Consider the following 20603-nt stretch of genomic DNA (forward strand, 5'->3'; position numbering starts at 1 on the left):
GGGTTGTCCGGCCGCCGGGGCGGGCTCACCTGTCGGCGGGATTCCCCACCGCCGTCGTCGACGAGGGGGGCGGGGGTCAGCAGGTGACGGTGCCCCTGCGCAGCGCGTGGCCGCCCGTGTTGCTGTCGTCCGACCAGTACACCGGCTTGGTGCCGCCGACGCACTCGTCGGCACCGGCCACGGCGAAGCCCTCGTTGTTGAGGTCGGGCATGCCGCTCGGGCGCTGGTAGGACGCGGCGGGGACGAAGGTGCCGGCGCTGCCGATCTTCATGGTCTTGTGCAGACCGCCGCAGGTGTCGTCGCAGACCACCCACAGCCGGGCCGCCTGCGGCTCCCACTGGAGCTCCATCACGCCGGCCATGCCACTGGCGACGGTGGCGACGCGGGTGGCGGTGCCGCTGTCCTGGAGGACGTACGCGTGGACCGCGCCGGTGCCCTCGACGCCGAGGAGGAAGACGCCGCCGGTGTGCGCGCCGTACCGGTTCGGGTCATAGGCCGCGCCGGTCGACTCGTCCTTGAATCCGGCCGCGACGAGGGTGGTGTCGGGGATCCAGGTGATCGCCTCGAAGCCGAGGTTGGAGCCCACGGCCGGCAGACCGGCGGTCAGGTTCCACTCCTTCGTGGCGGTCAGGGCGCTGCCGGTGCCGCCGGCGACGTCGTAGCGGAGGACGGACAGGCGGCTGGTGCCGGAGGCGTCGCCGTTGCGCTCGGTGGCGACGTACGCGCCGCCCGCGGCGCCGGCGGCGGTCAGGGTGACCGCCTCGCCGTCGGGGCTGCCGCTCCCGCCGGGGTAGCGCAGCGACTTGCCGGAGGTCCAGCCGTTGGCGGTGTCGGGCCGCCAGCCGCCGGAGCCGTCGCGGACCAGGCGCCACAGCTTGCCGGAGTTCTGGGCGGCCCAGAGGACGGAGCCCTCCTGGTACAGGCCGCTGAGGTCCTCGCCGAACACGTCGGACCCGTCGGCCGTCGCGACGGAGCTGCCGCCGGGCCAGGACACCGGGTTCGTACCGCCGCCGGAACCACAGCCGTTCGGCGCGCCGAGGGTCAGGGCCGCCTTCCCGAAGGCGCCCGTGCCGTCGGGGCAGCGCGACCAGGACGGCGCGGAGTGGGCGCTCCAGGTGAAGCTGTCGACGAGGGTGCTGCCGCCGGGCAGGTAGAGGCGTGCCTTGTCGCTGGAGCCGAGACCGAACGCCGCGGCCACGGCGAAGGCGCGCGCCGCCCCCGGAGCGAGGGTGGTCCCCGCCGGAACCGTGAACGTGTGGCTCGCGTCGTCGTCCTTGAGGACCCAGCCGGAGATGTCGACCGCGGCCGCGCCCTTGTTGAACAGCTCGATCGAGTCGTCGACGCTGCCGGTCGTCACCACCTCGTTGATGCGGATGTCGTCCGCGGGAGCGGCGTGCGCGGCCGGAGCGGCCAGCGTCGCGGCGGCGAGCAGCGTGGCACCGGCGACTACGGCGAGGCGGGCCGGGGCGAGGCGGCGACGCCCCCGGAAAGCACGAACTTCGAGCACGGAGTGTCCGTCCTGAGAGAGTGGCGAAGGGCGTCCCGAGACTCACGCCCGCCGCCGAACGCCGGTCGGCGTCGGACCCGTTGTCACATGAACGCCCGCCGAACGGCAGACCGTACGCCACGGCCCGTCCCGTGATCGGGCCGGGCCGTGGCGGGCCCCGTCGGCTACGCCGGGTCGATACGGGTGATGGCGCCGCCCAGCGCGAGGACGTACAGCTCGCCCGCGCGGCCCTCCACGAAGGAGATGACCTCGCCCCCGTTGACGACGAGGTCGTTCACCCCGGTCACCTTGCCGTTCTTGAGCGCGAGGGAGCGGATGGTGCCGTCGCAGTAGTCGCTGAACACGTACTGCCCCCAGAGGGCCGGGATCGCGCTCCCCCGGTAGACGAACCCGCCGGTCACCGCGCAGCCGAGGCCGGTGCGGGCGTACTCGTGGATCGGGCGCACGTGGTTCGCCGGCTCGGTGCCGCCCCGGAAGGGGTGGTTGCCCTCCATCTGGGACCAGCCGTAGTTCTCGCCGCCCTTGCTCCGCGCGGGCGCCCGGTCGATCTCCTCCCAGTCGTTCTGGCCGACGTCGCCGATCAGCAGGTCCCCCGTGCGCGCGTCGAAGGAGAACCGCCACGGGTTGCGCAGCCCGTACGCCCAGATCTCGTCCTTGGCGTCCGGGTCGCCGACGAAGGGGTTGTCCCGGGGGATCGCGTACGGCGTGCCTCCGCGCGGGTCGATCCGCAGCAGCTTGCCGAGCAGTGTGCCGAGGTTCTGCCCGTTGCCGTGCGGGTCGCCGCCCGCGCCGCCGTCCCCGAACGCGATGTACAGGTATCCGTCGGGTCCGAACTTGATGTCGCCGCCGTTGTGGTTGGCGTACGGCTGTGTCTGGGTGAGGACGGTGCGGCGGGTCTCCGGCCGGATCCTGCCCTTCCGTACAGCGAACTCGTCGATGGTGCTGGTGCCTTCGAGATTCGTGTACGAGATGTAGAAGTGGGTGCGTGCGGGGTCGAACGCGATGCCGAGGAGGCCGCGTTCGCCGTCGGTGGTGGTCTCGGCGGAGATGTCGAGCACCGGCTCGCCGAGCCCCTTCGGGCCTAACACCCTTACGGTTCCGGCCCGTTCCGCAATCCAGAGCGTGCCGCCCGGACCGGCGGCGCCGGCGATCGGGTTGCGCGCCGTGGCGACACGGGTGAGCGAGATCTTCGCGGCCTTCGTGACCTTCGCGACCGGCTGCCGGGCGCCGGCGTCCTCCGCGGAGGCCGTGCCGAGAGCGAGGGAGGCGACGAGACCGAGGGTGCAGAGGACGGCCGAGCTTCTCGTGCGAACGTTCACCGTGATCCTCCTGGAGGCGGTGCATGGGGGGACCCGGCTGCTCGGGGCAGTGGTGGGGATCGGTGTGCCGCCCGCGCCAGCACGCAACCGGGGGTGGGGGAACGGGGTGTACCGCTGGCCACGCAGGAGACTACTGGGACGCGGACGATTGGTATAGGCCAAGCACGGGCCCCGTCTGGGTGGCGGGGCGAGACGGGGCGCGCGACGGCGGAGCCGGGTCCCGTGGGGCGGGTCCCGTGGGGCGGGTCCCGTGGGCCGGGTCCCGTGGGCCGGGTCCCCTGGGGCGGGTCCCGGGATCAGTCCCGCGGGCGGGTGGCCGTGACGAGGTAGTAGTCGAGGTTGCGCTGCTCGTACACCTTCAGGAAGTTCCGCGGCCAGGTGCCCGGCTCCCACTGGTCCGACAGCCAGCGGTCCCAGCCCTGCCACACGTCCGGCCCGATGGACACGGCCCGCGCGTCCGTCAGGCCCGCCCGGGTGAACGCGTCGGTCACCAGCGTGACGGGGCGCGCGATGTCCAGCCCGTCGGCGAACGTCTCCAGGGACGACGCGAGCCGGGCGCCGTGGTCGGGGTCGTCGTCCGGGGTGAAGAAGCTCGCGACGACCACCCGGCCGCCGGGCCGCAGCACCCGGGCCGCCTCCCGGGTGAAGGCGGTCATGTCGTCGAAGTGCTGGGCGGCCTCGACGCTGTAGACGCAGTCGAACTCCGCGTCGTCGAACGGCATCTCCTCCGCCGCGCCACGGACGAACCGGAGCGCCGACGGCGAGGTCTCCAGCAGATCCGCGTTCGCCCGGCGGGCGCGGTCCAGCTGCTGCGGATGGATGTCCATGCCGGTCACCCGCTCCGGCCGGTACTCGCGCAGGGCGAGCGCGCAGCCGACACCGAGCCCGCAGCCGACCTCGACGATCCGGCGACCCGCGAGCGGTCCGGCGGCGCCGAGCACCTGCCGGTACATCTCCTCCTGGCTGCGGACCCGGTCGTCGACCGTGAGGGGTCCGGCGAGGTCGATCGAGCGCCAGTACCCGAAGTTGATGAACCCTCCGGCGAAGACCGGGACCGAACTCAGATCGGCCGGACCGTACGTCTCCCGCACCGCGGCCCGCATGTCCACCGGCTCCACCACCCGCGTCACCTCCGCGACCAGTCTGGCGCCCGGCCCCACCCCTGTCGACGGCGCAACGCGTCACTCGACCCGAAAGGGCGTACGCACCGGGGCAGGCGGGCGGGCGGTGCGGGTGCCCCGCGTCAGCGATCGGGGAGACCGCGTTCCGCGCCGCCGGGACCGGTGCCGAGGTAGGCCTCCCGTACCGCAGGGTCCGCGTGGATCTCGGCCGCCGCCCCTTCGGCGAGCACCCGCCCGAGGTCGAGCACCACGACGCGCGAGCACAGCTCCATCACGAAGGCCACGTCGTGCTCGACGAGCAGCACCGCGCAGTTCTCCTCGTCCGCCATGTGGCGGATGACGGCGGCGAGTCTGCGGCGCTCCTCCGCGGTCGTCCCGGAAGCGGGCTCGTCAAGGAGCAGGACCCGGGGCGGATCGGCGAGCGCGCGGGCCAGCTCGACCATGCGGGCCTGTCCCACGGGCAGGCCACCCGCGTACGAGTCGGCGAGCGCGTCGAGCCCGCACTCGTGGAGCACGGCGGCGGCCCGCTCCCGGTGGCGGCGCGCCGCCGGCCGTACTCCGCCCCGCCAGTCCTGTGCCACCACGAGATTGTCCGCGACGGTCAACTGGCCGAAGAGCTGCTGGCGTTGGAAGGTGCGCCGGATGCCGTGCCGGGCTCGCCAGACGGGGGAACGACGGGTGATGTCCAGTCCGTCGTACGTGATCGTTCCCGCGTCCGGCCGCCGCATCCCCGACACGACGTCGAAGAGCGTCGTCTTGCCCGCCCCGTTCGGCCCGATGAGGCCGCAGATCTCACCGGGGCCGACGGAGACGGTCACGTCGCGCAGGGCGTGGACGCCGCCGAAGCGGACGTCGATGCCGCTCGCGCGGAGCAGAGGGTGGCTCATCGGCGGACTCCCGTCCCCAGGTAGGCCTCGGCGAGCCGGTCCCGGTCCACCTCGGACCGCGGCCCGGACCAGGCGATCTCACCCTGCGCGAGATACGCGACGGTGTCGGCGATACCGAGCACCTCGGCCGCCTTCTCCTCGACGAGGACCAACGCGGTTCCGTGGTCGCGGAGTTCGGTCAGGAGACGGAAGACCTCGTCCACGACGAGCGGCGCGAGACCGAGGGACGGTTCGTCGGCGACGAGGACCGCCGGCGGCCGCTGGAGGAGCGGGGCGAGTGCGAGAAGCTGCTGCTCGCCGCCCGACAGGGACCCCGCGGCGACGGAACGGCGGGCGGCGAGTGCCGGGAACCGCGCGTACACGGCGTCCCGGTCCTCCGTCCCCGTCAGCTGCAGGGCCAGGTTCTCCTCGATCGACAGCCCGGCGAAGATCCCCCGCCCCTCGGGAGCCAGCCGCACACCCCGCCGGGCCCGGGCGACCGCCCCGTCACGGGTCACGTCCTCGCCCCGCACCCGCACGAGCCCGTCGGCCGGCCGCAGCAGGCCCGCCGCGACCCGGCAGAGGGTGGACTTCCCCGCCCCGTTGGGCCCGAGCAGCACCAGTACCTCACCGCCGCGCACCGTGAGATCCACGCCGTGCAGCACGGGCGCGCCGCCGTATCCGGCGTGGACTCCGCTCAGTTCGAGCGCGCTCGGTGTCCCGCCGGAACCGCCGCCCGGTCCTGGGGCGGGGCCCCCGGCGCGGCCGCCCTCCGCGGGCCGGGGAACTGCCGCCGGCTGCGGGACGTGCGGGTCCGCCCAGGCCTCACGGCGTGGGGGAACGACCCCCGGCACGGCATGCTGTACGGCGCCCGGTGCGGCACCCGGCACGGACCCCGGCACGACTCCCGGCGCGTCTGCCTGCAGAACTCCCGGTTCGGCCCCCCGCGCCGCCGCCCCCCGCATCGCCGCCCCCCGCGCCGCGGCGCGCCGGGCGGCGAGCCTCGACGGCAGCGCCGCGCAGTAGCCGTCGGGGTCGTTCGCCAGCGCGAGCCCCGCCAGGCCGAAGAGGATCACCGGCAGATGCGCGGACTCCGTCACGTAGGTCGCCATCAGATGCGGGACCACCGCGAAGACCAGCCCCGCCACCACCGCGAACTGCGGCCTCCGCACCCCCGCCGCGACCACGACCGCCAGCCACACCAGGCCCGTCATCGCCGTGAAGTCCGTCGCCGTGATCCTGGTGTTGTACGAGGCGTAGAGCACCCCTCCGAAGCCCGCGAGGCCCGCCGACACCGTGAAGAGCAGGAGCTTCGTCCGTACCACCGACACCCCCGAGGCCGCGGCGGCCTCCGGCGCCGAGCGGACCGCCAGCATGGCCCGGCCCCTGCGCGAGCCGCGCAGCCGGGTGAGCAGCGCGACGAGCACGCCGCTGAGCAGCACGAGCGCGAGTCCCATGGCCCGGTCGTCGCCCAGGTCCACGGGTCCGGCCACCGGCCTCGGGATCTCCCACCCGGTGTCGCCGTTGCGCAGCCACCCGAGCTGGAAGAGCACCTGATCCGCCAGGAAGGCGAGTGCCAGGGTGGCCAGGGCCAGTGATCTGCCTCCGAGCCGCAGCGCGGGCAGCGCGACGACCGCGCCGAGCAGGGCCGCGGCGGCCGTGCCGACCGCCGCCGCGGCGACGAACGGCCAGCCGTGGCTCATCAGCAGTCCCGTGACCAGGGCGGCGCCGGTCACGAACGTCGCCTGGGCGAGCGACACCATCGCACCGAGTCCGGTGACCACGGTGAACGACATGAACACGAGCCCGATCGCGAGCCCCTGGGTCAGGATCCCGCTCCAGAAGGGGGTGGTGACGGTGTAGAACGCCGTCCCGAGGAGCACGCCCGCCACCAGCCACGCGCCCCAGCGGCGGCCCCACCCCTTCCCGGCGAGGTACTCCACCGGCGGCGGATCCGCGGCCGCCGTGCCCGCCGCGCGGCGCCGCCGCCGTACCAGGACGACGAGACCGGCGAAGAGGATGAGGAACGGCACGGCGGTACGGAAGCCGGTGATGCCCTCGGCGAACGACGCGTACCCCGCCACGAGGTTCTGCAGGACCCCGAGCCCGAGGCCGCCGGCGAAGGCGAGCGGCACCGACGCGAAGCGGCCGAGGACCGCCGCGGTGGCAGAGACGAACAGGAACAGCGTGTAGTCGTGCGCGGAGAGCCCGAGGAGCGGGGTCGCGAGGACACCGGCGAGGCCCGCGAGACCGGACGACAGCATCCACGCGGTCGACGACAGCCGGTCCGCGCTGATGCCCCGCAGCTCGGTCAGCGCGCGGTTGTCGACCGCGGCCCGCAGCCGCAGGCCGAGCCGGGTGTGGCGCATCAGGACCCACAGGCCGGCCGCCGCGAGGGCGGTGGCGATCCAGGTGATCAGTTGGTCGGAGTCGATGCCCACACCGTCGAGCAGCTGCCAGGACACCGCGGGGCTCGGCCCGACCCCCGGCAGCCCGAACTGGTTCTCGGCGGGCAGGACCGGGGCGCCCGCCCGCTCCAGGAGTTCGACCGCCCACAGCCCGGCGGCGGGCAGTGCGACCAGCAGACCGATGGTGGCCACGATCTGCGCCGTCTCGCCGGCCTTGGCCAGCTTTCTGAACATCAGCCGGTCCAGGCCCCAGCCGAGGCCGGGCGCCACCACGAACACCAGGAGCAGGGCGGTGGGGACGGCCGGCCAGCCGAAGCCGGAGTGGAGCTCGTAGAACGCCAGCGCGCACAGATAGGCGGTGGCGCCGTGCGCGAAGTTGAAGAGTCCGGAGGCGGAGTAGGACAGCACGAGACCGGTCGCGAGCAGCGCGTACAGCGCGCCGGAGACCAGCCCGCTCAGGACGAAGCCCAGCAGGTCACCCACGTGACGCGCCCCTCAGCCGAAGGGGATCGGCGCATAGCACTTGAACGGCACCGCCACCTCGTACCGCCCGTTCTTCAGCCGGACGAGCGCCCCGCAGCCGAAGCTCTCCTTCTGTCCCTTGGGCAGCGCGCGGTCGCCGACGAGCGTGCCGGTGTCGGAGAATCCGGAGGCGGCCTTCTGGAAGGACTCGACGGTGAGGCCCTTGCCCGCCTTCGCGGCGACGGAGAGGAAGAGGTCGGCGCTCATGTACCCCGTCATCATGTGCATGTTGAGGGGGACGTCCTTGCCGCCGGCGGCCTTCTTGATGTCCTCCTTGAACTGCCGCATCGCGGGACCGTCCGACTCGAAGGGCTGGAACTGCAGCAGCACGTGCACCCCGTCGAGGGCCTGCTTCGTCGCGTCCTTCGCGAGCAGCCCGGGGTCGTAGTCCGTCGGGTCGGAGATGACGCCCTTGTAGCCGGACCGCTTGAGCGCGGTGAACAGGCCGATGTTGTACGGCGTCTGCATCACGGAGACGACGGCGTCGGGTGCGCCGCCGCCGGGGCCCGAGCGGAGGATCTCCTTGGTGTACGCCGACCAGTCGCTGGGCATCGAGGTCGCCGGCACCACGGCCTTGGCGTACGCGACCTGGAAACCGGCCGCCTTGAAGCCCTGGGTGAAGGTGCGGATGCCGAACTTTCCGGCGTCGTTGTCGCCGGCGATCAGCGCGACGGACTTGCCGCGCGAGCCGCCCAGGACGGCCGCGAGGCCCTCGGGCCAGGTCTGGTTGAGCGTGCCGCCGGGCGTCGGGACGAGGCAGCCGTTGAAGCCGTAGAGATGCGCCGGCCCGCAGAACGAGGGGAGCGTGCCCCAGCCCACCGTCGGGACCTTCTGGGCGTCGAGGAAGTCGGCCCCGGCGAAGGTGACCGAGCTCATGGGCGAGACGGCGAAGACCTTGTCCTGCTGGACGAGCTTGCGTGCCGCGGCGAGGTTCCTCGCGGGATCCTGGCCGTCGTCCTCGGCCCCCAGGTACTCGATCTTCCGTCCGTTGATCCCGCCCTCGGCGTTGGCCCGGTCGTAGCGGGCCCGGGCACCGAGGTCGGTGTCCTTCTTGGAATAGCCGCTGGCGGTCGTCATGGAGACGATGCCTCCGACCTTGATCGTGTCGGCGGTGACTCCGCGTACGGAGGAGGGGGTACTCCCGCCGCTGGAGGCGGAGTTGCAGGCGGTTGCGAGGAGCAGCGCGAAGCTGGCGGCGATGACGCGCAACGGTCGAGGCACGGGCGATCCCTCCGTCGGGTGACCGCATTCTGTAACCGACCTGATGAACCGTCAATGACTGATACAGCGTCAATTGACGAACCGTCAGATGAGTGACCGCCTCCTACTGCGGTACGTCCGGGATGCTCCGCGGGCCCGTGCAGCGGGCGCCCGCCTCCTCCACCCTCCGGCGCAGTTCGCGGTCGGCCGTGACGACCAGGCACGGCCTGCCGCTCGCGTTCCGGGCCAGTTCGGCGATCAGGTCGTCGCCACTGCCCGGAGCCTCCTCGACCCGTACACCGGGTACGGAGGCGACGCCCCGGGCGCGGCCCTCGACGACGAGCACGATCTCGTACGGGCCCGCGAAGGAACCGTCGGCCGGGCCGCCCGTCAGGGCGAGCCGGTCGCGCAGGCGCTCCGCGGCCCCGCGCCGGTCCCGCCACCAGCCGTCCGGCACGGATCCCACGACGTTGGCACCGTCCACCACGAGGAGGGGACGGAGCGGCGGATCATGGGGGCGGAGCGGCGGATCATCAGGGCTCATCGCCCCAGGATGTCAGCAGGCCCCACGGTCGGGTGGTGACGGTGCCGCCGGGTTCGGCGAGGACCTCGGGTGGCGGCTGCCACCGAGGCGGAAGAGGGTGGTCATGCGCGACGACGAAAGGCAGCACAGCCATGACCGAGAGCCGACCCGCGACGACGACCGACTCCGGCGCCCCGGTGGAGAGCGACGAGCACTCGCTCACCGTGGGTCCCGGGGGGCCGATCCTCCTCCAGGACGCCTACCTGATCGAGCAGATGGCACAGTTCAACCGGGAGCGCATCCCGGAACGCCAGCCGCACGCCAAGGGCAGCGGCGCGTTCGGCCACTTCGAGGTCACCCACGACGTCAGCCGCTACACCAAGGCCGCGCTGTTCCAGCCGGGGACCCGCACCGACCTGGTCACCCGCTTCTCCACGGTGGCCGGCGAGCGCGGCAGCCCGGACACCTGGCGGGACCCGCGCGGCTTCGCGGTGAAGTTCTACACCTCCCAGGGCAACTACGACATGGTCGGCAACAACACACCGGTGTTCTTCGTGAAGGACCCGATGAAGTTCCAGCACTTCATCCGGTCCCAGAAGCGCCGCGCCGACAGCAACCTGCGCGATCACGACATGCAGTGGGACTTCTGGACCCTCTCCCCCGAGTCCGCCCACCAGGTCACGTGGCTGATGGGGGACCGAGGCATCCCGCGCAGCTGGCGCCACATGAACGGCTACACCTCCCACACGTACATGTGGATCAACGCGTCCGGTGAGCGGTTCTGGGTGAAGTACCACTTCAAGACCGACCAGGGCATCGACTTCCTCACCCAGGCGGACGCCGACCGCCTGGCGGGCGTCGACCCGGACTTCCACGTGCGGGACCTCTTCGAGCACATCCGGGACGGGGACTTCCCGTCGTGGACGCTGCACGTCCAGGTGATGCCGTACGAGGACGCGGCCGGCTACCGGTTCAACCCGTTCGACCTCACCAAGGTCTGGCCGCACGGCGACTACCCGCTCATCCCGGTGGGCCGCATGACGCTGGACCGCAACCCCACCGACAACCACGCCGAGATCGAGCAGGCCGCGTTCCAGCCGAACAACCTGGTCCCGGGCATCGGACCGAGCCCCGACCGGATGCTGCTCGCCCGGCTCTTCTCGTACGCGGACGCCCACCGGGCCCGCATCGGCGTCAACTACCAGCAGCTTCCGGTGAACGCCCCCGTCGTCGACGTCCACACCTACTCGAAGGACGGGGCGATGGCGTACCGGAAGACGTCCGATCCGGTCTACGCGCCGAACTCCAAGGGCGGGCCCGCCGCCGATACCGAGCGGTACGGAAGCCCGCCGAGCTGGACCGCCGACGGCGCGATCACCCGAACGGCCTACGTCTCCCATCCGGAGGACGACGACTGGGGTCAGCCCGGCACCCTCGTGCGCGAGGTCCTGGACGACGCCGCCCGCGACCGGCTCGTGGACAACGTGGTCGGCCACCTCCTCGACGGGGTGAGCGAGCCGGTCCTGGAGCGTGCCTTCACGTACTGGACGAACATCGACGCGGCCGTCGGCAAGCGGATCTCGGAGGGCGTCCGGGCCAAGCAGGCATCCTCGTAGGACCATGGGCCGTGGGCTTCGAGCCGTGAACCAGGCGACGGCGTGGGTCGTGCTCGGTCGTGTTCAGAACTCCACCGTGATGAAGCCGTCTTCGTCGTCCGGCGCCGGTGCGTGCACGGTGTAGCCGAACTGGTCCCTGAGTTCGGGAACGTCCCAGTTCGCCGCCCGATCCCGGTAGTTGAAGAAGAGGTCCTTCGCCGCTCCGCCGTTCTTCAGGATCCGGGCGATCGCGATGTCGTCGGGGTGACCGTGGACGCTTCCGTTCGTGGAGATCAGATAGCGGCCGCAGTCGAGGAGGCCGAGGAGGTTGTTCGAGATGTTCTTGGCGCTGCCGTGGTGGGCGACCTTCAGGGCGTCGATCCGCAGCCGGCCGTTCTCCTCCTCGGCGCGTGGCCGGAGCGAGGCCACCAGGCGTGGGTCGTCCGCGTCCCCGGTGAGGACGATGCGGGTGCCCTCGAACTCGAAGAGCAGACCGATGCTGGTCGGGTTCGTCGGGGAGCCGTCGCGCCTGAAGGGCGCCGCGGCGAGCGCGTCGACGTCGATCGCCCCGAAGCGTTCGATCCCGGCCTCCGGCTGCCTCTCCTTGGGGTCGACCCCCGGGATCAGGCCGGCTTCCTCGCACTTCGTCTTCCAGGTGCCGATCAGCGATTCCAGCAGCCGGCGGTCAGGGGCGAGCACCTCCATGGTGGACCCGTCGTCGAACCAGGTCGGCGGGTGGTCGACCTCGATGCTGCGGCCGGCGAACGCGGCGTTCCACGGGAGCTGCTGGTTCATGAGCTCGCTGGTGAGCAGCTCCCCGTCGACGGCGCCGAAGACCTCGCGGTCGTGCAGATGGTCGAAGCCGTTGAACCACACGTCCCCGAACTCGACCGACCGCTCGGGGTCGCCCAGCAGGGCCAGCACGCCGAGGATGTGGTCCTGGTCGACGTGGGTCACGACCAGCACGTCGATCCGGCCGTCCAGCCCGGCCAGGAGCGGCTTGATCCGCCCGTAGGTGCCCCGCCGGCCGCCGTCGACGAGGATCCGTCGGACGAAGTCGTCGTTGCCGTATTCGAGGAGCAGACAGTCGCCGTCCTCCGCGGGCAGCATACTGAGGCGGATCATCACGTGCTCCCTTGACGCAGGTCGAGGATGAGGAACGGCTCGCGCATGTCGGCCAGCCAGGAGAGCCGACGGACCTGGTCGAGCCGGGAGGCGCACTCGGGGTCGTCGGGGAAGGCTGCGAGTCCGTCGGCGAGCCAGGTGAGACCGAGGGTGTAGAAGGGGATCCCGCGGTCGAAGGCGTCGATGAGCCCGTTCCGGGCCTCCTGCCGGTCGGCCCCCGGCCGGCGCAGCAGCCGTACGGCCCGCAGGATCGCGCCGTCGCCGAGCCAGGGGTAGCGGTCGGCGAGGAGCCGCAGCCAGGGGTCCCAGTACGTCTCCTCGGCCCGGTGGTCGGTGCCGAGCAGGACGTACGATCCGGCGGTCGCGGCGAGCGGGTTCGCGGGATCGGAGTGGAGCGTCCTCCCCACGTCGGTGAAGAGTCGCGCCGCGGTGTCCAGGGCGCCCTGGGCCATGTAGGCGAGCCCGGCACCGAGCCGGGGGTCGCGTACGGTCACGGCCACGGCGCTGCCGGTCGGGCTCTGCCGCAGGTTGACCAGGACCTCGACGTCGCTGGTCCCCCAGGGCAGGGGGAGGGTGACGAGTCGTACGGCTCCGGCCGCCTCCACGACGAGGAACTGCCGCTCGCCGGCCGGTCCGCCGGGGGCCAGGGCGGGGCCGTCGGGGCCGAACCGGTAGAGCGGGGTGACCTCGGCCCCGCTGTCGGCGGGGGCCGGCAGCGGGCGGGGGGCGCTTCGGGCGATCAGCGGGGCGACCGAAGGCCGCGCGGGATCCTGTTCGAGGGCCAGCATCGACGCGTAGGACCAGCGGGCCGGCAGGGAGTCGCCGACCCAGGTGGCGCGCGCGGGGACGTCGGCGAGGGACTCGGGCAGGAAGCCGTCCTCGCCGACGGCGGGCGCGACCATGGACCGCGAGGCGACCGACTCGGGAAGCGGGACCTCGGTGGCGCCGTGGTAGACGCGCTCGGGCTCGATGTTGCCCATGAGGTACTGCCAGGCGTGCGTCCCGTACGGCGAGTCGGTCATGTCGAAGTCCACCGGCGCCGACCGGCCCTCCACCGCCTCGGCGTCCTTCGTCAGCACCATCCCCGAGGGCAGGGTCGCGGACACGATGTAGCGGCCGGGGTCGACCGGATACGAGGCGGGATCGGGTGAACGTCCGCAGGGGATGAGGATGTTGCGCAGCGAGGTGCCGTCGAGGCAGGCCGGGCGGATGTCGCCGACGATCACCGCCTCGTTGAACTCCCCGGCGGGAGAGAGGAGGAGCCGGACGGCGAGCGTGGCGGTCATGGTCTGGCCAGGACGACGCGGAACATCGGAGGGCGGGCGTCGAACGTCTCGCGCCGGGTGTCTCCCGGCCCGAGGAGGGCCTCGACCTCGTACCGCCCGAAGGGCAGGAACAGGGGCCACTCTCCGTCGTCGCCCGCGTCGTCGGCGGGCGGTGGGCGGCGCCGCTCCTCCTGGGCCGGGTGCCGGCAGACGAACTCCGCACGGGCGTTGTCCTCGGCGGGATCGCAGCCGACGTACACGGGGACGATCGGGTCTCCCCGCAGTTCGTGGAAGTCGAAGTCGAAGGACTCCGGGCTCGCCGGGACGGCGGCCCCCGCGAGGGTTCCCGCGAAGGGGATGGCCCGCATGAACTGGCTGATCGCATGCATGAGGGTCTGGGTCGTCACCCGCCACACCCGGCCCTGGGTGTTCTCGCTTCCGGCTCCGTCGAAGCTCCGGAGCAGCGCGTCGGTGAACAGGCTGACGCGGCCGGCCCGGCCGAAGGACTCCTGGCCGTGCAGGGTCGCGAAGTACACGGCGTGCTTCCTCGGCACGAGGCCGTCGGGACGCAGGGTGCTGCCGCTGAGCGGGACCCGCCCGAGGTTGTCCGTGCCCACCCGTTTGACGAGCGTGTCGGAACCCGCCCGGCAGGCGTCCACGAAGAACACCTGTTGCGCGGCACGGCAGTTGTTGAGCCCGTTCTTCAGCGCCTCGAACTGGAGAGCGCCGTTCATCGGGCTGTCCCGGTCGGCGAAGACGTCCGAGGCCAGGAGGGACGTGGTGATCCCCAGCGAGACGCCGTGACCGCAGAAGTAGAAGACGAGCCGGGCGTCGTCGTGGTCGCCCCGGTCCTTCCACTCCGTGATCGCGGCGACGATGTTGTCGATGGTCGCCTCTTCCACGACATGCTCCGCACCCGTCGTGGGGTGGCGGAAGGGCGCGGGCGCGGCCTCGCTCAACAGGAGCGCGACACTCCCCAGGGGGCGGCTGCCGTCGTGGTAGCCGCCGATCATCCAGGTCGCGAACTCGCGTGCCGAGAGGGGTGGCGAGGAGAGCTGCCGCATGCCCAGGGCACCGGGGTGGTCCGTCGGCGACCGACCGCCCTGCAGATGCGTGTACGCCCCGACCCCGATGACGAGTGCGTGTGTCGCCGCGACACCCACGTCCTCGGAGACGTGCACGGTGAATCCGGCCATGGAACCTCCACGTGACGCACTGGCGGGCCGGTGGGAGGCTTTGCTTCTAGCATAGGAGGAAGAGCGGCTCATGTCCCTCGGAGGCCGTGATGGGAAAGAACATCGTGGTGTGCCTGGACGGGACGGGCAACCAGCTCAAGGCCCGCGGCAACACCAATGTCGTCCACCTCTACGAGATGCTCGACCTCACCGACCCGACGGCGCAGATCGCCTACTACGACCCCGGCGTCGGCACCTTCTCCGCCGCCGGCGCCTGGACGGTCCCGGCCCGCAAGCTCTCCCGCCTTCTCGGCCTCGCCTTCGGCGCCGGCCTCAAGGAGAACCTGGCCGAGTCGTACACGTACCTGATGCACCATTACGAACCAGGCGACCGGATCTACCTCTTCGGCTTCAGCCGCGGCGCGTACACCGCGCGCGCCCTGGCGGGGCTGCTCAAGGCGGTCGGGCTGCTCCGGCCCGGGTCGGAGAACCTCGTGCCGTACGCGATCTCCGTGTACGCCAGGAACCGGACCTGGACCGAAGACGACTGGAGGCAACTCCACCAATTCGCCGACGCGTTCAGCAGGAAGGTGGACGACCGCACCGGAATCCCCGTGCATTTCATGGGAATCTGGGACTCGGTCAAGGCGGCCGGACTCCTGCGCTGGAACCTGCGCTGGCTCTTCACCCGACGGATCCCCAACGTGGGCCGCGTCCGCCACGCCGTCTCCATCGACGAGAAGCGCCGACCGTACGAGGAGTACCTCGTCCTGCCGCCCGAGAAGCCGGGGGCGCAGGGCCCGCTCATCGAGGAGGCCTGGTTCGCCGGAGTTCACTCCGACGTGGGAGGCACCTTCGACCACGACCCGAGACTTCCCACCGTCGCGCTCAAGTGGATCGTGGACGGCGCCCTCGACGCGGACCTCCTGCTCAAGAAGAAGGCGTACGGCAAGCACCTCACGCTCGACGCCGGCCACGCGCAGGGCACGGTGCACCGCATGGGCGCGGTGTGGGCCCTGCTGACCTACCGTCCGCGGCGGGTCCCCGCCGGTGCGCAGGTGCACGAGAGCGTACGGCGGAGGATCGAGACGGACGCCGGGTACGCGAAGCGGATCCCGGACGGGGTGATCTGGACGGACGAGGAGTGGTTGGCTCCGCATCCCCGGGCCGGGAGTGGGGCAGGAGCCGGTACCGGGACCGGGGCAGGAGCCGGAACCGGATCGGGAGCCGGAACGGGATCGGGAGCCGGATCGGGAGCGGGCTGAACGGTACCGGCCGATGGGGCCTGCGTCGTCGCCGTGCTGAGGACGAAGCCGTGGTGAGCTTCCGTGGCGCGGCGGTTCGGCTCGGTGGCAGCGGATTCCAGGCTGAGGGACGATGGTTCAGGGGCTCCACTTCACACTCAACGGGAGACGGAGCATGTCCAATCCACTTCTCAGGATGGGCGACAGCGGACCCTTCGTCGTCCGCCTGCAAGAGGACCTCACCACCCACGGATACGCCGTCGGCCAGGTGGACGGCATCTTCGGACCCAAGACCGACGCCGCGGTGCGACAGTTCCAGTCCGATCAGGGTCTGGTCGTCGACGGAATCGTGGGGCCGGCCACATGGACGGCGCTCGAAGGCCCCGTTCCGACCCAGGCGGTCACGTTCGACCTGTCCGACTTCCCGGCGCTGGCGCACATGTTCCGCTGCGCGGCCGACAAGGACGTGGACGGCTACGTGGCAGCGTTCGGGATCGATCTGACATGACACTCGGGCACACCGGCCGGCATTCGGCATCCGCCGCCGGATCCGGCTGAACGGAGAGCCGCCATGGCATGCGAACTGCAGAAAGTCGCCGTCGCCGTCGCCTTCGGGAATGCCGTCGTGGCGACGCCCGGCGTCGCGTTCGGCACCGTCGCACCTCCCCTCGAACCGTTGATCGCCGCCAGGATGTGGCTGTCCTGGGTGGGCGTCGTGGTCACACTGGGGCTGCTCGCCAAGTGCCTCGACGACGCGGGACGGCACCAGGACGCCCAGACGCTGAGGCAGGAGATCGACAAGCTGAAGGGCGAGATGGAGTCCATCAAGAACAGCGTTCCCCACTGATCCCGGTACACGTTGCTGATCCGTCAGGGGGCGACCGGGGTTCAGGAACGTCCGGCCGCCACCAGGGCGGTGAGGACCCTGTGGGTCTTGCTGTCGGGGAGCTCGGAGAGCGTCACCCCGAGCTCCCGCACCGCCTCCTCCAGCTTCCGTTGCCTGCGCTCGGCCCGTGCCGTCAACTCCCCGACCTCCTCCCCGTCCTTGGGCTTCACCCGGGTCGAGGCCTCCAGGAACTGCAGGCCGGCCACCCGCCACGCCTCCAGATCCACCTCCAGGTCGCCGAGCGCGACGTCATCGGCCTTCGTGGAATGCACCGGCCCCAGCGCGACCAGCCCGTCGACCTGAACGTCGGGGGCGCACACATCCAGGAACTGCTCCTGCACCACGCCGATCGCCACAGCGGAATCGGCTCCGGGCTGGACCGCGCTCAGCAACGCGCCCGAAGGGTGACCGTGGGTCAGGGACGCGGCCACCACCCGGCGGTCCGCCGCCCAGTCCCTCTCGATCCGATACGTCAACGGCGTGGCGTCGAACGGGCCCGCGAACCTGCCGACCAGCTGCTCCAGGGTGCAGGGCCGCAACTTCACGGTCAGCTCGTCCGGACCGCCACCGATCCTGAACCGTACGATCACGCCCTCGTCCAGCAGCCGCACGCGGCCCTCGGCGACGGCGTCCCGGTCCTCGGCGAACCAGATCCGGCGCGTGGTCGTCGCGGCGCCCGCCGCGCCCAGGGCCGACATCGCCGCTGCGACGTCACCCTCGATGTTGACCTTGATCTCGATCGGCAGCAGGTTCATGGCATCGCTCCCGCGTGATCCCCCCGGCAATCCGGTAATCCGGTAATCCGGTATCCGGCGATTCCATGGTATTCACACCGCCTTGCGGGCCGCAGCGTGACCCTGAGTCACCACATGCACGTTCAACTACCGCCCGTGCCGCATTGGTTGCCGCCGTCTCTGGTTCGGCAGGGCCGACGACACCGCGTCCGTACGGACCGAGGACGCCGGCGGCGGCCACACCATCGCCATTCAGAGCGTCTCGGTCAGGCCGGGGGACGAGAACAGCGTGTACACGCCGATGGTGAACGACAAGGAGCTCAAAGCCCAGGCGTGCGTGGACGTTCCGTCCCTGCCGCCCGGCTCGGACTTCGCGTGCACGATCTTCTACTGACGCGTCCGCCACGCCTTCGGCCCGTGCCGCGTCGGTCGTGTTGCGGCCCGCCGTACCCGTGACATGCTGGAATTCGGAGACACCAGCGGGTTGACGCGCGCGGTCGCGTGACACACACGCGGTGAGCGCTGCAGAAGCGAAAGCTCAGCAATGCCGACTCCGAACCCCGACTCCGCGAGCCCGGTGACCACCGGCCCCTCTGCCGCGGCGCGGAGGTTCCGGACCGTCGTGCCGGACAGTCAGAGCCCCAGGGAAATGACATGGCCGAGATCAGAATCGACAGCAGTGGTCTCACCTTCACCAAGTTCTCTGTCTCGGGGCACAGTCCGAATGTCATCGACGGCGCGGCCGCACCCGTCGTCTCCCTCGACCCGGGGGTCTACGGCATCGAGCAGATCCCCGGCAGACCCGCGCTCTTCGAATTCCGGGTGACGCAGGAGGGCCTGGTCGAATACGACGCGGAGCACGACCCGTTCCTCTCAGGGCGCGGTACGCCCACGCTCGTGCTTCGCGGCTTCCCCGTCACGCTCGACGGGCGGGCGCTCTCCCATGACCTGGAGGCGTTCCTCCACGGCAGCTTCGCGCGCTTCGCGCGGGGCACGGTCCACCAGCTGAGGCTGCTGCCGGCCGGGAGTTACGGCTTCGTGCCCGGGCCGCGGGTCGTGGTACCGCTCTTCGACGTGGACGTGAACGGGGCGGTGCGGCTGACCGAGACGGTGGCCCGGTGCGGCTCGGTCGACACCTCGGCGGACGGCACGCCTGTCGTGACGATTCGAGGATTCACCGTCGCGGTCGACGGCCAGGCCTTGTCGATCGACCTCGAGGTCTTCCTGAACGGCAGCTTCGAACGGCTCCCCCGCACACGGGTCAACCGACTCGCCCTCATCCCGGCCAAGGGGTACGGCTTCGTCCCCGGCCCCCGTGTCATCGTCCCCGCGTTCGACCTCGACCCCGACGGCAGCATCACGGCCAGCCCGACGATCGCGCAGTGCGCCACCACGGGCTCCACCGCCGACGGCACGGCTCTCCTCACCATCCGCGGCTTCAAGGTCACGATCGACGCGCGGGCCCTGTCCCACGATCTGCGCCCGTTCCTCAACGGCAACGACACGGTGCTGGACCGCGCCCGCTCCCACGAACTGGTCCTGATACCCGCCGAGGGCTACCCCTTCGTACTGGCGCGGGGCTTCGCGGACCTGCAGTTCACGGTGACCCCCGAAGGCCAGGTGACCATCCCGCCCGCCCACGCCGGCTACGCGGAGACCAACGGGCTCACGCTGACCATCCGAGGCTTCAAGGTCACGGTCGACGCCCGAGCGCTCTCGCACGACCTCACACCAGAACTCCTCGGCTGGACCACGGGCGCGCTCCCCCGTGCCACCACCCACGAACTCACCTTGATCCCCAGCAAACAGTTCAAGTTCATCCTGGCGCGGGGAGTCGCCGACTTCGACTACGCGCTCGCCCCCGACGGTCAATTGACGATCCCACCGGACTGCAACGACTTCGCGGAGATCACGGACCGCACTCTCACGATCCGAGGCTTCAAGGTCACGGTCGACGCCCGGGCGCTCTCGCACGACCTCACGCCCGAGCTCCTCGGCTGGACAGCAGGCGCGCTCCCCCGCGCGAACACGCACGAACTGACCCTCATGCCAAGCCAGCAATACATGCTCTTCCTGGCCCGAGGCCTGGCCGACTTCCACTACGCCCTCACCCGCGACGGCCAACTCACCATGCCACCGGACTGCAACGGCTTCGCGGACATCACCGGCCGCACACTCACCATCCGAGGATTCAAAGTCACCGTCGACGCCCGAGCGCTCTCGCACGACCTCACACCAGAACTCCTCGGCTGGACAACAGGCGCGCTCCCCCGCACGAACACGCACGAACTCACCCTCATCCCCAGCCAGCAATACATGCTCTTCCTCGCCCGAGGCCTCGCCGACTTCCACTACGCCCTCACCCGCGACGGCCAACTCACCATGCCGCAGAACTGCAACGGCTTTGCAGAGATCACCGGTCGTACTCTCACGATCCGAGGCTTCAAGGTCACCGTCGACGCCCGAGCGCTCTCGCACGACCTCACGCCCGAGCTGCTGGGCTGGACCGCAGGCGCCCTACCCCGCGCCACGACCCACGAACTCACCCTCATCCCCAGCCAGCAATACATGCTCTTCCTCGCACGAGGCCTGGCCGACTTTCACTACGCACTCAGCCGCGACGGCCAACTCACCATGCCGCAGAACTGCAACGGCTTCGCAGAAATCACCGGCCGCACCCTCACCATCCACGGATTCAAGGTCACGGTCGACGCCCGAGCACTCTCCAACGACCTCACACCAGAACTCCTCGGCTGGACAACAGGCGCCCTACCCCGCGCGAACACGCACGAACTCACCCTCATGCCCAGCCAGCAATACATGTTCTTCCTGGCCCGAGGCCTGGCGGACTTCCACTACGCACTCACCCGAGACGGCCAACTCACCCTCCCCACCGACTGCAACACCTTCGCCGACATCACCGACCGCACGCTCACGATCCGCGGATTCAAAGTCACCATCGACGCCCGAGCACTCTCCAACGACCTCACGCCCGAGCTGCTGGGCTGGACAGCAGGCCCCCTACCCCGCGCCACCACCCACCAACTCACCCTCATCCCCAGCCAGCAGTACATGTTCTTCCTCGCCCGAGGACTCGCCGACTTCCACTACGC

The 20603-nt window shown here is 71.1% G+C and carries 17 protein-coding genes; 6 read left to right on the forward strand and 11 right to left on the reverse strand.

What is annotated here, in order from left to right; genetic code table 11:
- Positions 1 to 76 precede the first annotated feature (76 nt).
- From ACFQ79_RS09670 to ACFQ79_RS09700, 7 genes are all read right to left on the reverse strand, one after another.
- Positions 77 to 1507 carry a lamin tail domain-containing protein gene (locus tag ACFQ79_RS09670; RefSeq protein WP_383580780.1) on the reverse strand — a complete coding sequence of 477 codons (1431 nt, stop codon included), beginning with the start codon at positions 1505 to 1507 and terminating at the stop codon, positions 77 to 79.
- Between the two features lie 164 nt (positions 1508 to 1671).
- Complete coding sequence (locus tag ACFQ79_RS09675) at positions 1672 to 2826, reverse strand: PQQ-dependent sugar dehydrogenase (RefSeq protein ID WP_383580782.1); 1155 nt, start codon at positions 2824 to 2826, stop codon at positions 1672 to 1674.
- Positions 2827 to 3122: 296 nt separating this feature from the next.
- Entirely contained in the window at positions 3123 to 3947 is an 825-nt protein-coding gene (locus ACFQ79_RS09680) for a class I SAM-dependent methyltransferase (protein ID WP_383580784.1), read from the reverse strand.
- A gap of 122 nt (positions 3948 to 4069) precedes the next feature.
- Positions 4070 to 4834 (reverse strand): ABC transporter ATP-binding protein, encoded by a 765-nt coding sequence (locus ACFQ79_RS09685; RefSeq protein WP_383580788.1) that lies wholly within the window; start codon positions 4832 to 4834, stop codon positions 4070 to 4072.
- Entirely contained in the window at positions 4831 to 7704 is a 2874-nt protein-coding gene (locus tag ACFQ79_RS09690) for an ATP-binding cassette domain-containing protein (RefSeq protein WP_383580790.1), read from the reverse strand. Before ACFQ79_RS09690 ends, ACFQ79_RS09685 begins: the two co-directional genes overlap by 4 nt.
- Before the next feature lie 12 nt (positions 7705 to 7716).
- On the reverse strand, positions 7717 to 8964 hold the full coding sequence (locus ACFQ79_RS09695) for an ABC transporter substrate-binding protein (protein WP_383580792.1): 1248 nt from the start codon (positions 8962 to 8964) through the stop codon (positions 7717 to 7719).
- Between the two features lie 103 nt (positions 8965 to 9067).
- The gene (locus ACFQ79_RS09700) at positions 9068 to 9487 is read right to left on the reverse strand and encodes an NTP pyrophosphohydrolase (protein ID WP_383580793.1); all 420 of its coding nucleotides are present in this window, start codon (positions 9485 to 9487) and stop codon (positions 9068 to 9070) included.
- A gap of 131 nt (positions 9488 to 9618) precedes the next feature.
- Between ACFQ79_RS09700 and ACFQ79_RS09705 the strand changes: the two genes are divergently transcribed.
- On the forward strand, positions 9619 to 11082 hold the full coding sequence (locus tag ACFQ79_RS09705; protein WP_383580795.1) for a catalase: 1464 nt from the start codon (positions 9619 to 9621) through the stop codon (positions 11080 to 11082).
- Between the two features lie 63 nt (positions 11083 to 11145).
- Here ACFQ79_RS09705 and ACFQ79_RS09710 read toward each other — a convergent pair whose 3' ends face one another.
- The 3 genes from ACFQ79_RS09710 to ACFQ79_RS09720 are packed head-to-tail and all read right to left on the reverse strand — an operon-like array spanning position 11146 to position 14647.
- The gene (locus tag ACFQ79_RS09710) at positions 11146 to 12186 is read right to left on the reverse strand and encodes a ComEC/Rec2 family competence protein (RefSeq protein WP_383580797.1); all 1041 of its coding nucleotides are present in this window, start codon (positions 12184 to 12186) and stop codon (positions 11146 to 11148) included.
- The gene (locus ACFQ79_RS09715; RefSeq protein ID WP_383580799.1) at positions 12186 to 13472 is read right to left on the reverse strand and encodes a hypothetical protein; all 1287 of its coding nucleotides are present in this window, start codon (positions 13470 to 13472) and stop codon (positions 12186 to 12188) included. The genes ACFQ79_RS09710 and ACFQ79_RS09715 overlap by 1 nt, the downstream gene beginning before the upstream one ends.
- Positions 13469 to 14647 (reverse strand): caspase family protein, encoded by a 1179-nt coding sequence (locus tag ACFQ79_RS09720; protein ID WP_383580801.1) that lies wholly within the window; start codon positions 14645 to 14647, stop codon positions 13469 to 13471. Before ACFQ79_RS09720 ends, ACFQ79_RS09715 begins: the two co-directional genes overlap by 4 nt.
- A gap of 89 nt (positions 14648 to 14736) precedes the next feature.
- On the opposite strand from ACFQ79_RS09720, the gene ACFQ79_RS09725 reads away from it, so the two are divergent.
- From ACFQ79_RS09725 to ACFQ79_RS09735, 3 genes are all read left to right on the forward strand, one after another.
- A complete protein-coding gene (locus tag ACFQ79_RS09725) occupies positions 14737 to 15891 on the forward strand; it encodes a DUF2235 domain-containing protein (protein WP_383580803.1) in 1155 nt (384 codons plus the stop codon).
- A 154-nt stretch (positions 15892 to 16045) separates the two neighbouring features.
- Positions 16046 to 16378 carry a peptidoglycan-binding protein gene (locus ACFQ79_RS09730; protein WP_383580805.1) on the forward strand — a complete coding sequence of 111 codons (333 nt, stop codon included), beginning with the start codon at positions 16046 to 16048 and terminating at the stop codon, positions 16376 to 16378.
- 63 nt (positions 16379 to 16441) lie between these two features.
- Positions 16442 to 16717: a hypothetical protein gene (locus ACFQ79_RS09735; protein ID WP_383580807.1), complete on the forward strand. Its 276-nt coding sequence runs from the start codon at positions 16442 to 16444 to the stop codon at positions 16715 to 16717.
- Positions 16718 to 16758: 41 nt separating this feature from the next.
- Here the strand turns inward: ACFQ79_RS09735 and ACFQ79_RS09740 are convergent, their stop codons facing one another.
- Positions 16759 to 17511 carry a hypothetical protein gene (locus ACFQ79_RS09740; RefSeq protein ID WP_383580809.1) on the reverse strand — a complete coding sequence of 251 codons (753 nt, stop codon included), beginning with the start codon at positions 17509 to 17511 and terminating at the stop codon, positions 16759 to 16761.
- Between the two features lie 142 nt (positions 17512 to 17653).
- Here ACFQ79_RS09740 and ACFQ79_RS09745 point away from each other — a divergent pair, with 142 nt between their 5' ends.
- Positions 17654 to 17884, forward strand: coding sequence for a DUF2690 domain-containing protein (locus ACFQ79_RS09745; protein ID WP_383580963.1), 231 nt, complete (start codon positions 17654 to 17656; stop codon positions 17882 to 17884).
- Between the two features lie 260 nt (positions 17885 to 18144).
- Positions 18145 to 20603 (forward strand): hypothetical protein (locus ACFQ79_RS09750; RefSeq protein ID WP_383580811.1); only part of this gene is annotated, 2459 nt, incomplete at its 3' end.

Source organism: Streptomyces sp. NPDC056480, from assembly GCF_042795405.1.
Taxonomy (GTDB): Bacteria; Actinomycetota; Actinomycetes; order Streptomycetales; family Streptomycetaceae; genus Streptomyces.

Coding starts and splice junctions, on each gene's coding strand:
- ACFQ79_RS09685 (WP_383580788.1), bottom strand. CDS start 4,834: ATGAGCCACCCTCTGCTCCGCGCGAGCGGCATCGACGTCCGCTTCGGC.
- ACFQ79_RS09700 (WP_383580793.1), bottom strand. CDS start 9,487: ATGAGCCCTGATGATCCGCCGCTCCGCCCCCATGATCCGCCGCTCCGT.
- ACFQ79_RS09705 (WP_383580795.1), top strand. CDS start 9,619: ATGACCGAGAGCCGACCCGCGACGACGACCGACTCCGGCGCCCCGGTG.
- ACFQ79_RS09710 (WP_383580797.1), bottom strand. CDS start 12,186: ATGATCCGCCTCAGTATGCTGCCCGCGGAGGACGGCGACTGTCTGCTC.
- ACFQ79_RS09715 (WP_383580799.1), bottom strand. CDS start 13,472: ATGACCGCCACGCTCGCCGTCCGGCTCCTCCTCTCTCCCGCCGGGGAG.
- ACFQ79_RS09720 (WP_383580801.1), bottom strand. CDS start 14,647: ATGGCCGGATTCACCGTGCACGTCTCCGAGGACGTGGGTGTCGCGGCG.
- ACFQ79_RS09725 (WP_383580803.1), top strand. CDS start 14,737: ATGGGAAAGAACATCGTGGTGTGCCTGGACGGGACGGGCAACCAGCTC.
- ACFQ79_RS09730 (WP_383580805.1), top strand. CDS start 16,046: ATGTCCAATCCACTTCTCAGGATGGGCGACAGCGGACCCTTCGTCGTC.
- ACFQ79_RS09735 (WP_383580807.1), top strand. CDS start 16,442: ATGGCATGCGAACTGCAGAAAGTCGCCGTCGCCGTCGCCTTCGGGAAT.
- ACFQ79_RS09740 (WP_383580809.1), bottom strand. CDS start 17,511: ATGAACCTGCTGCCGATCGAGATCAAGGTCAACATCGAGGGTGACGTC.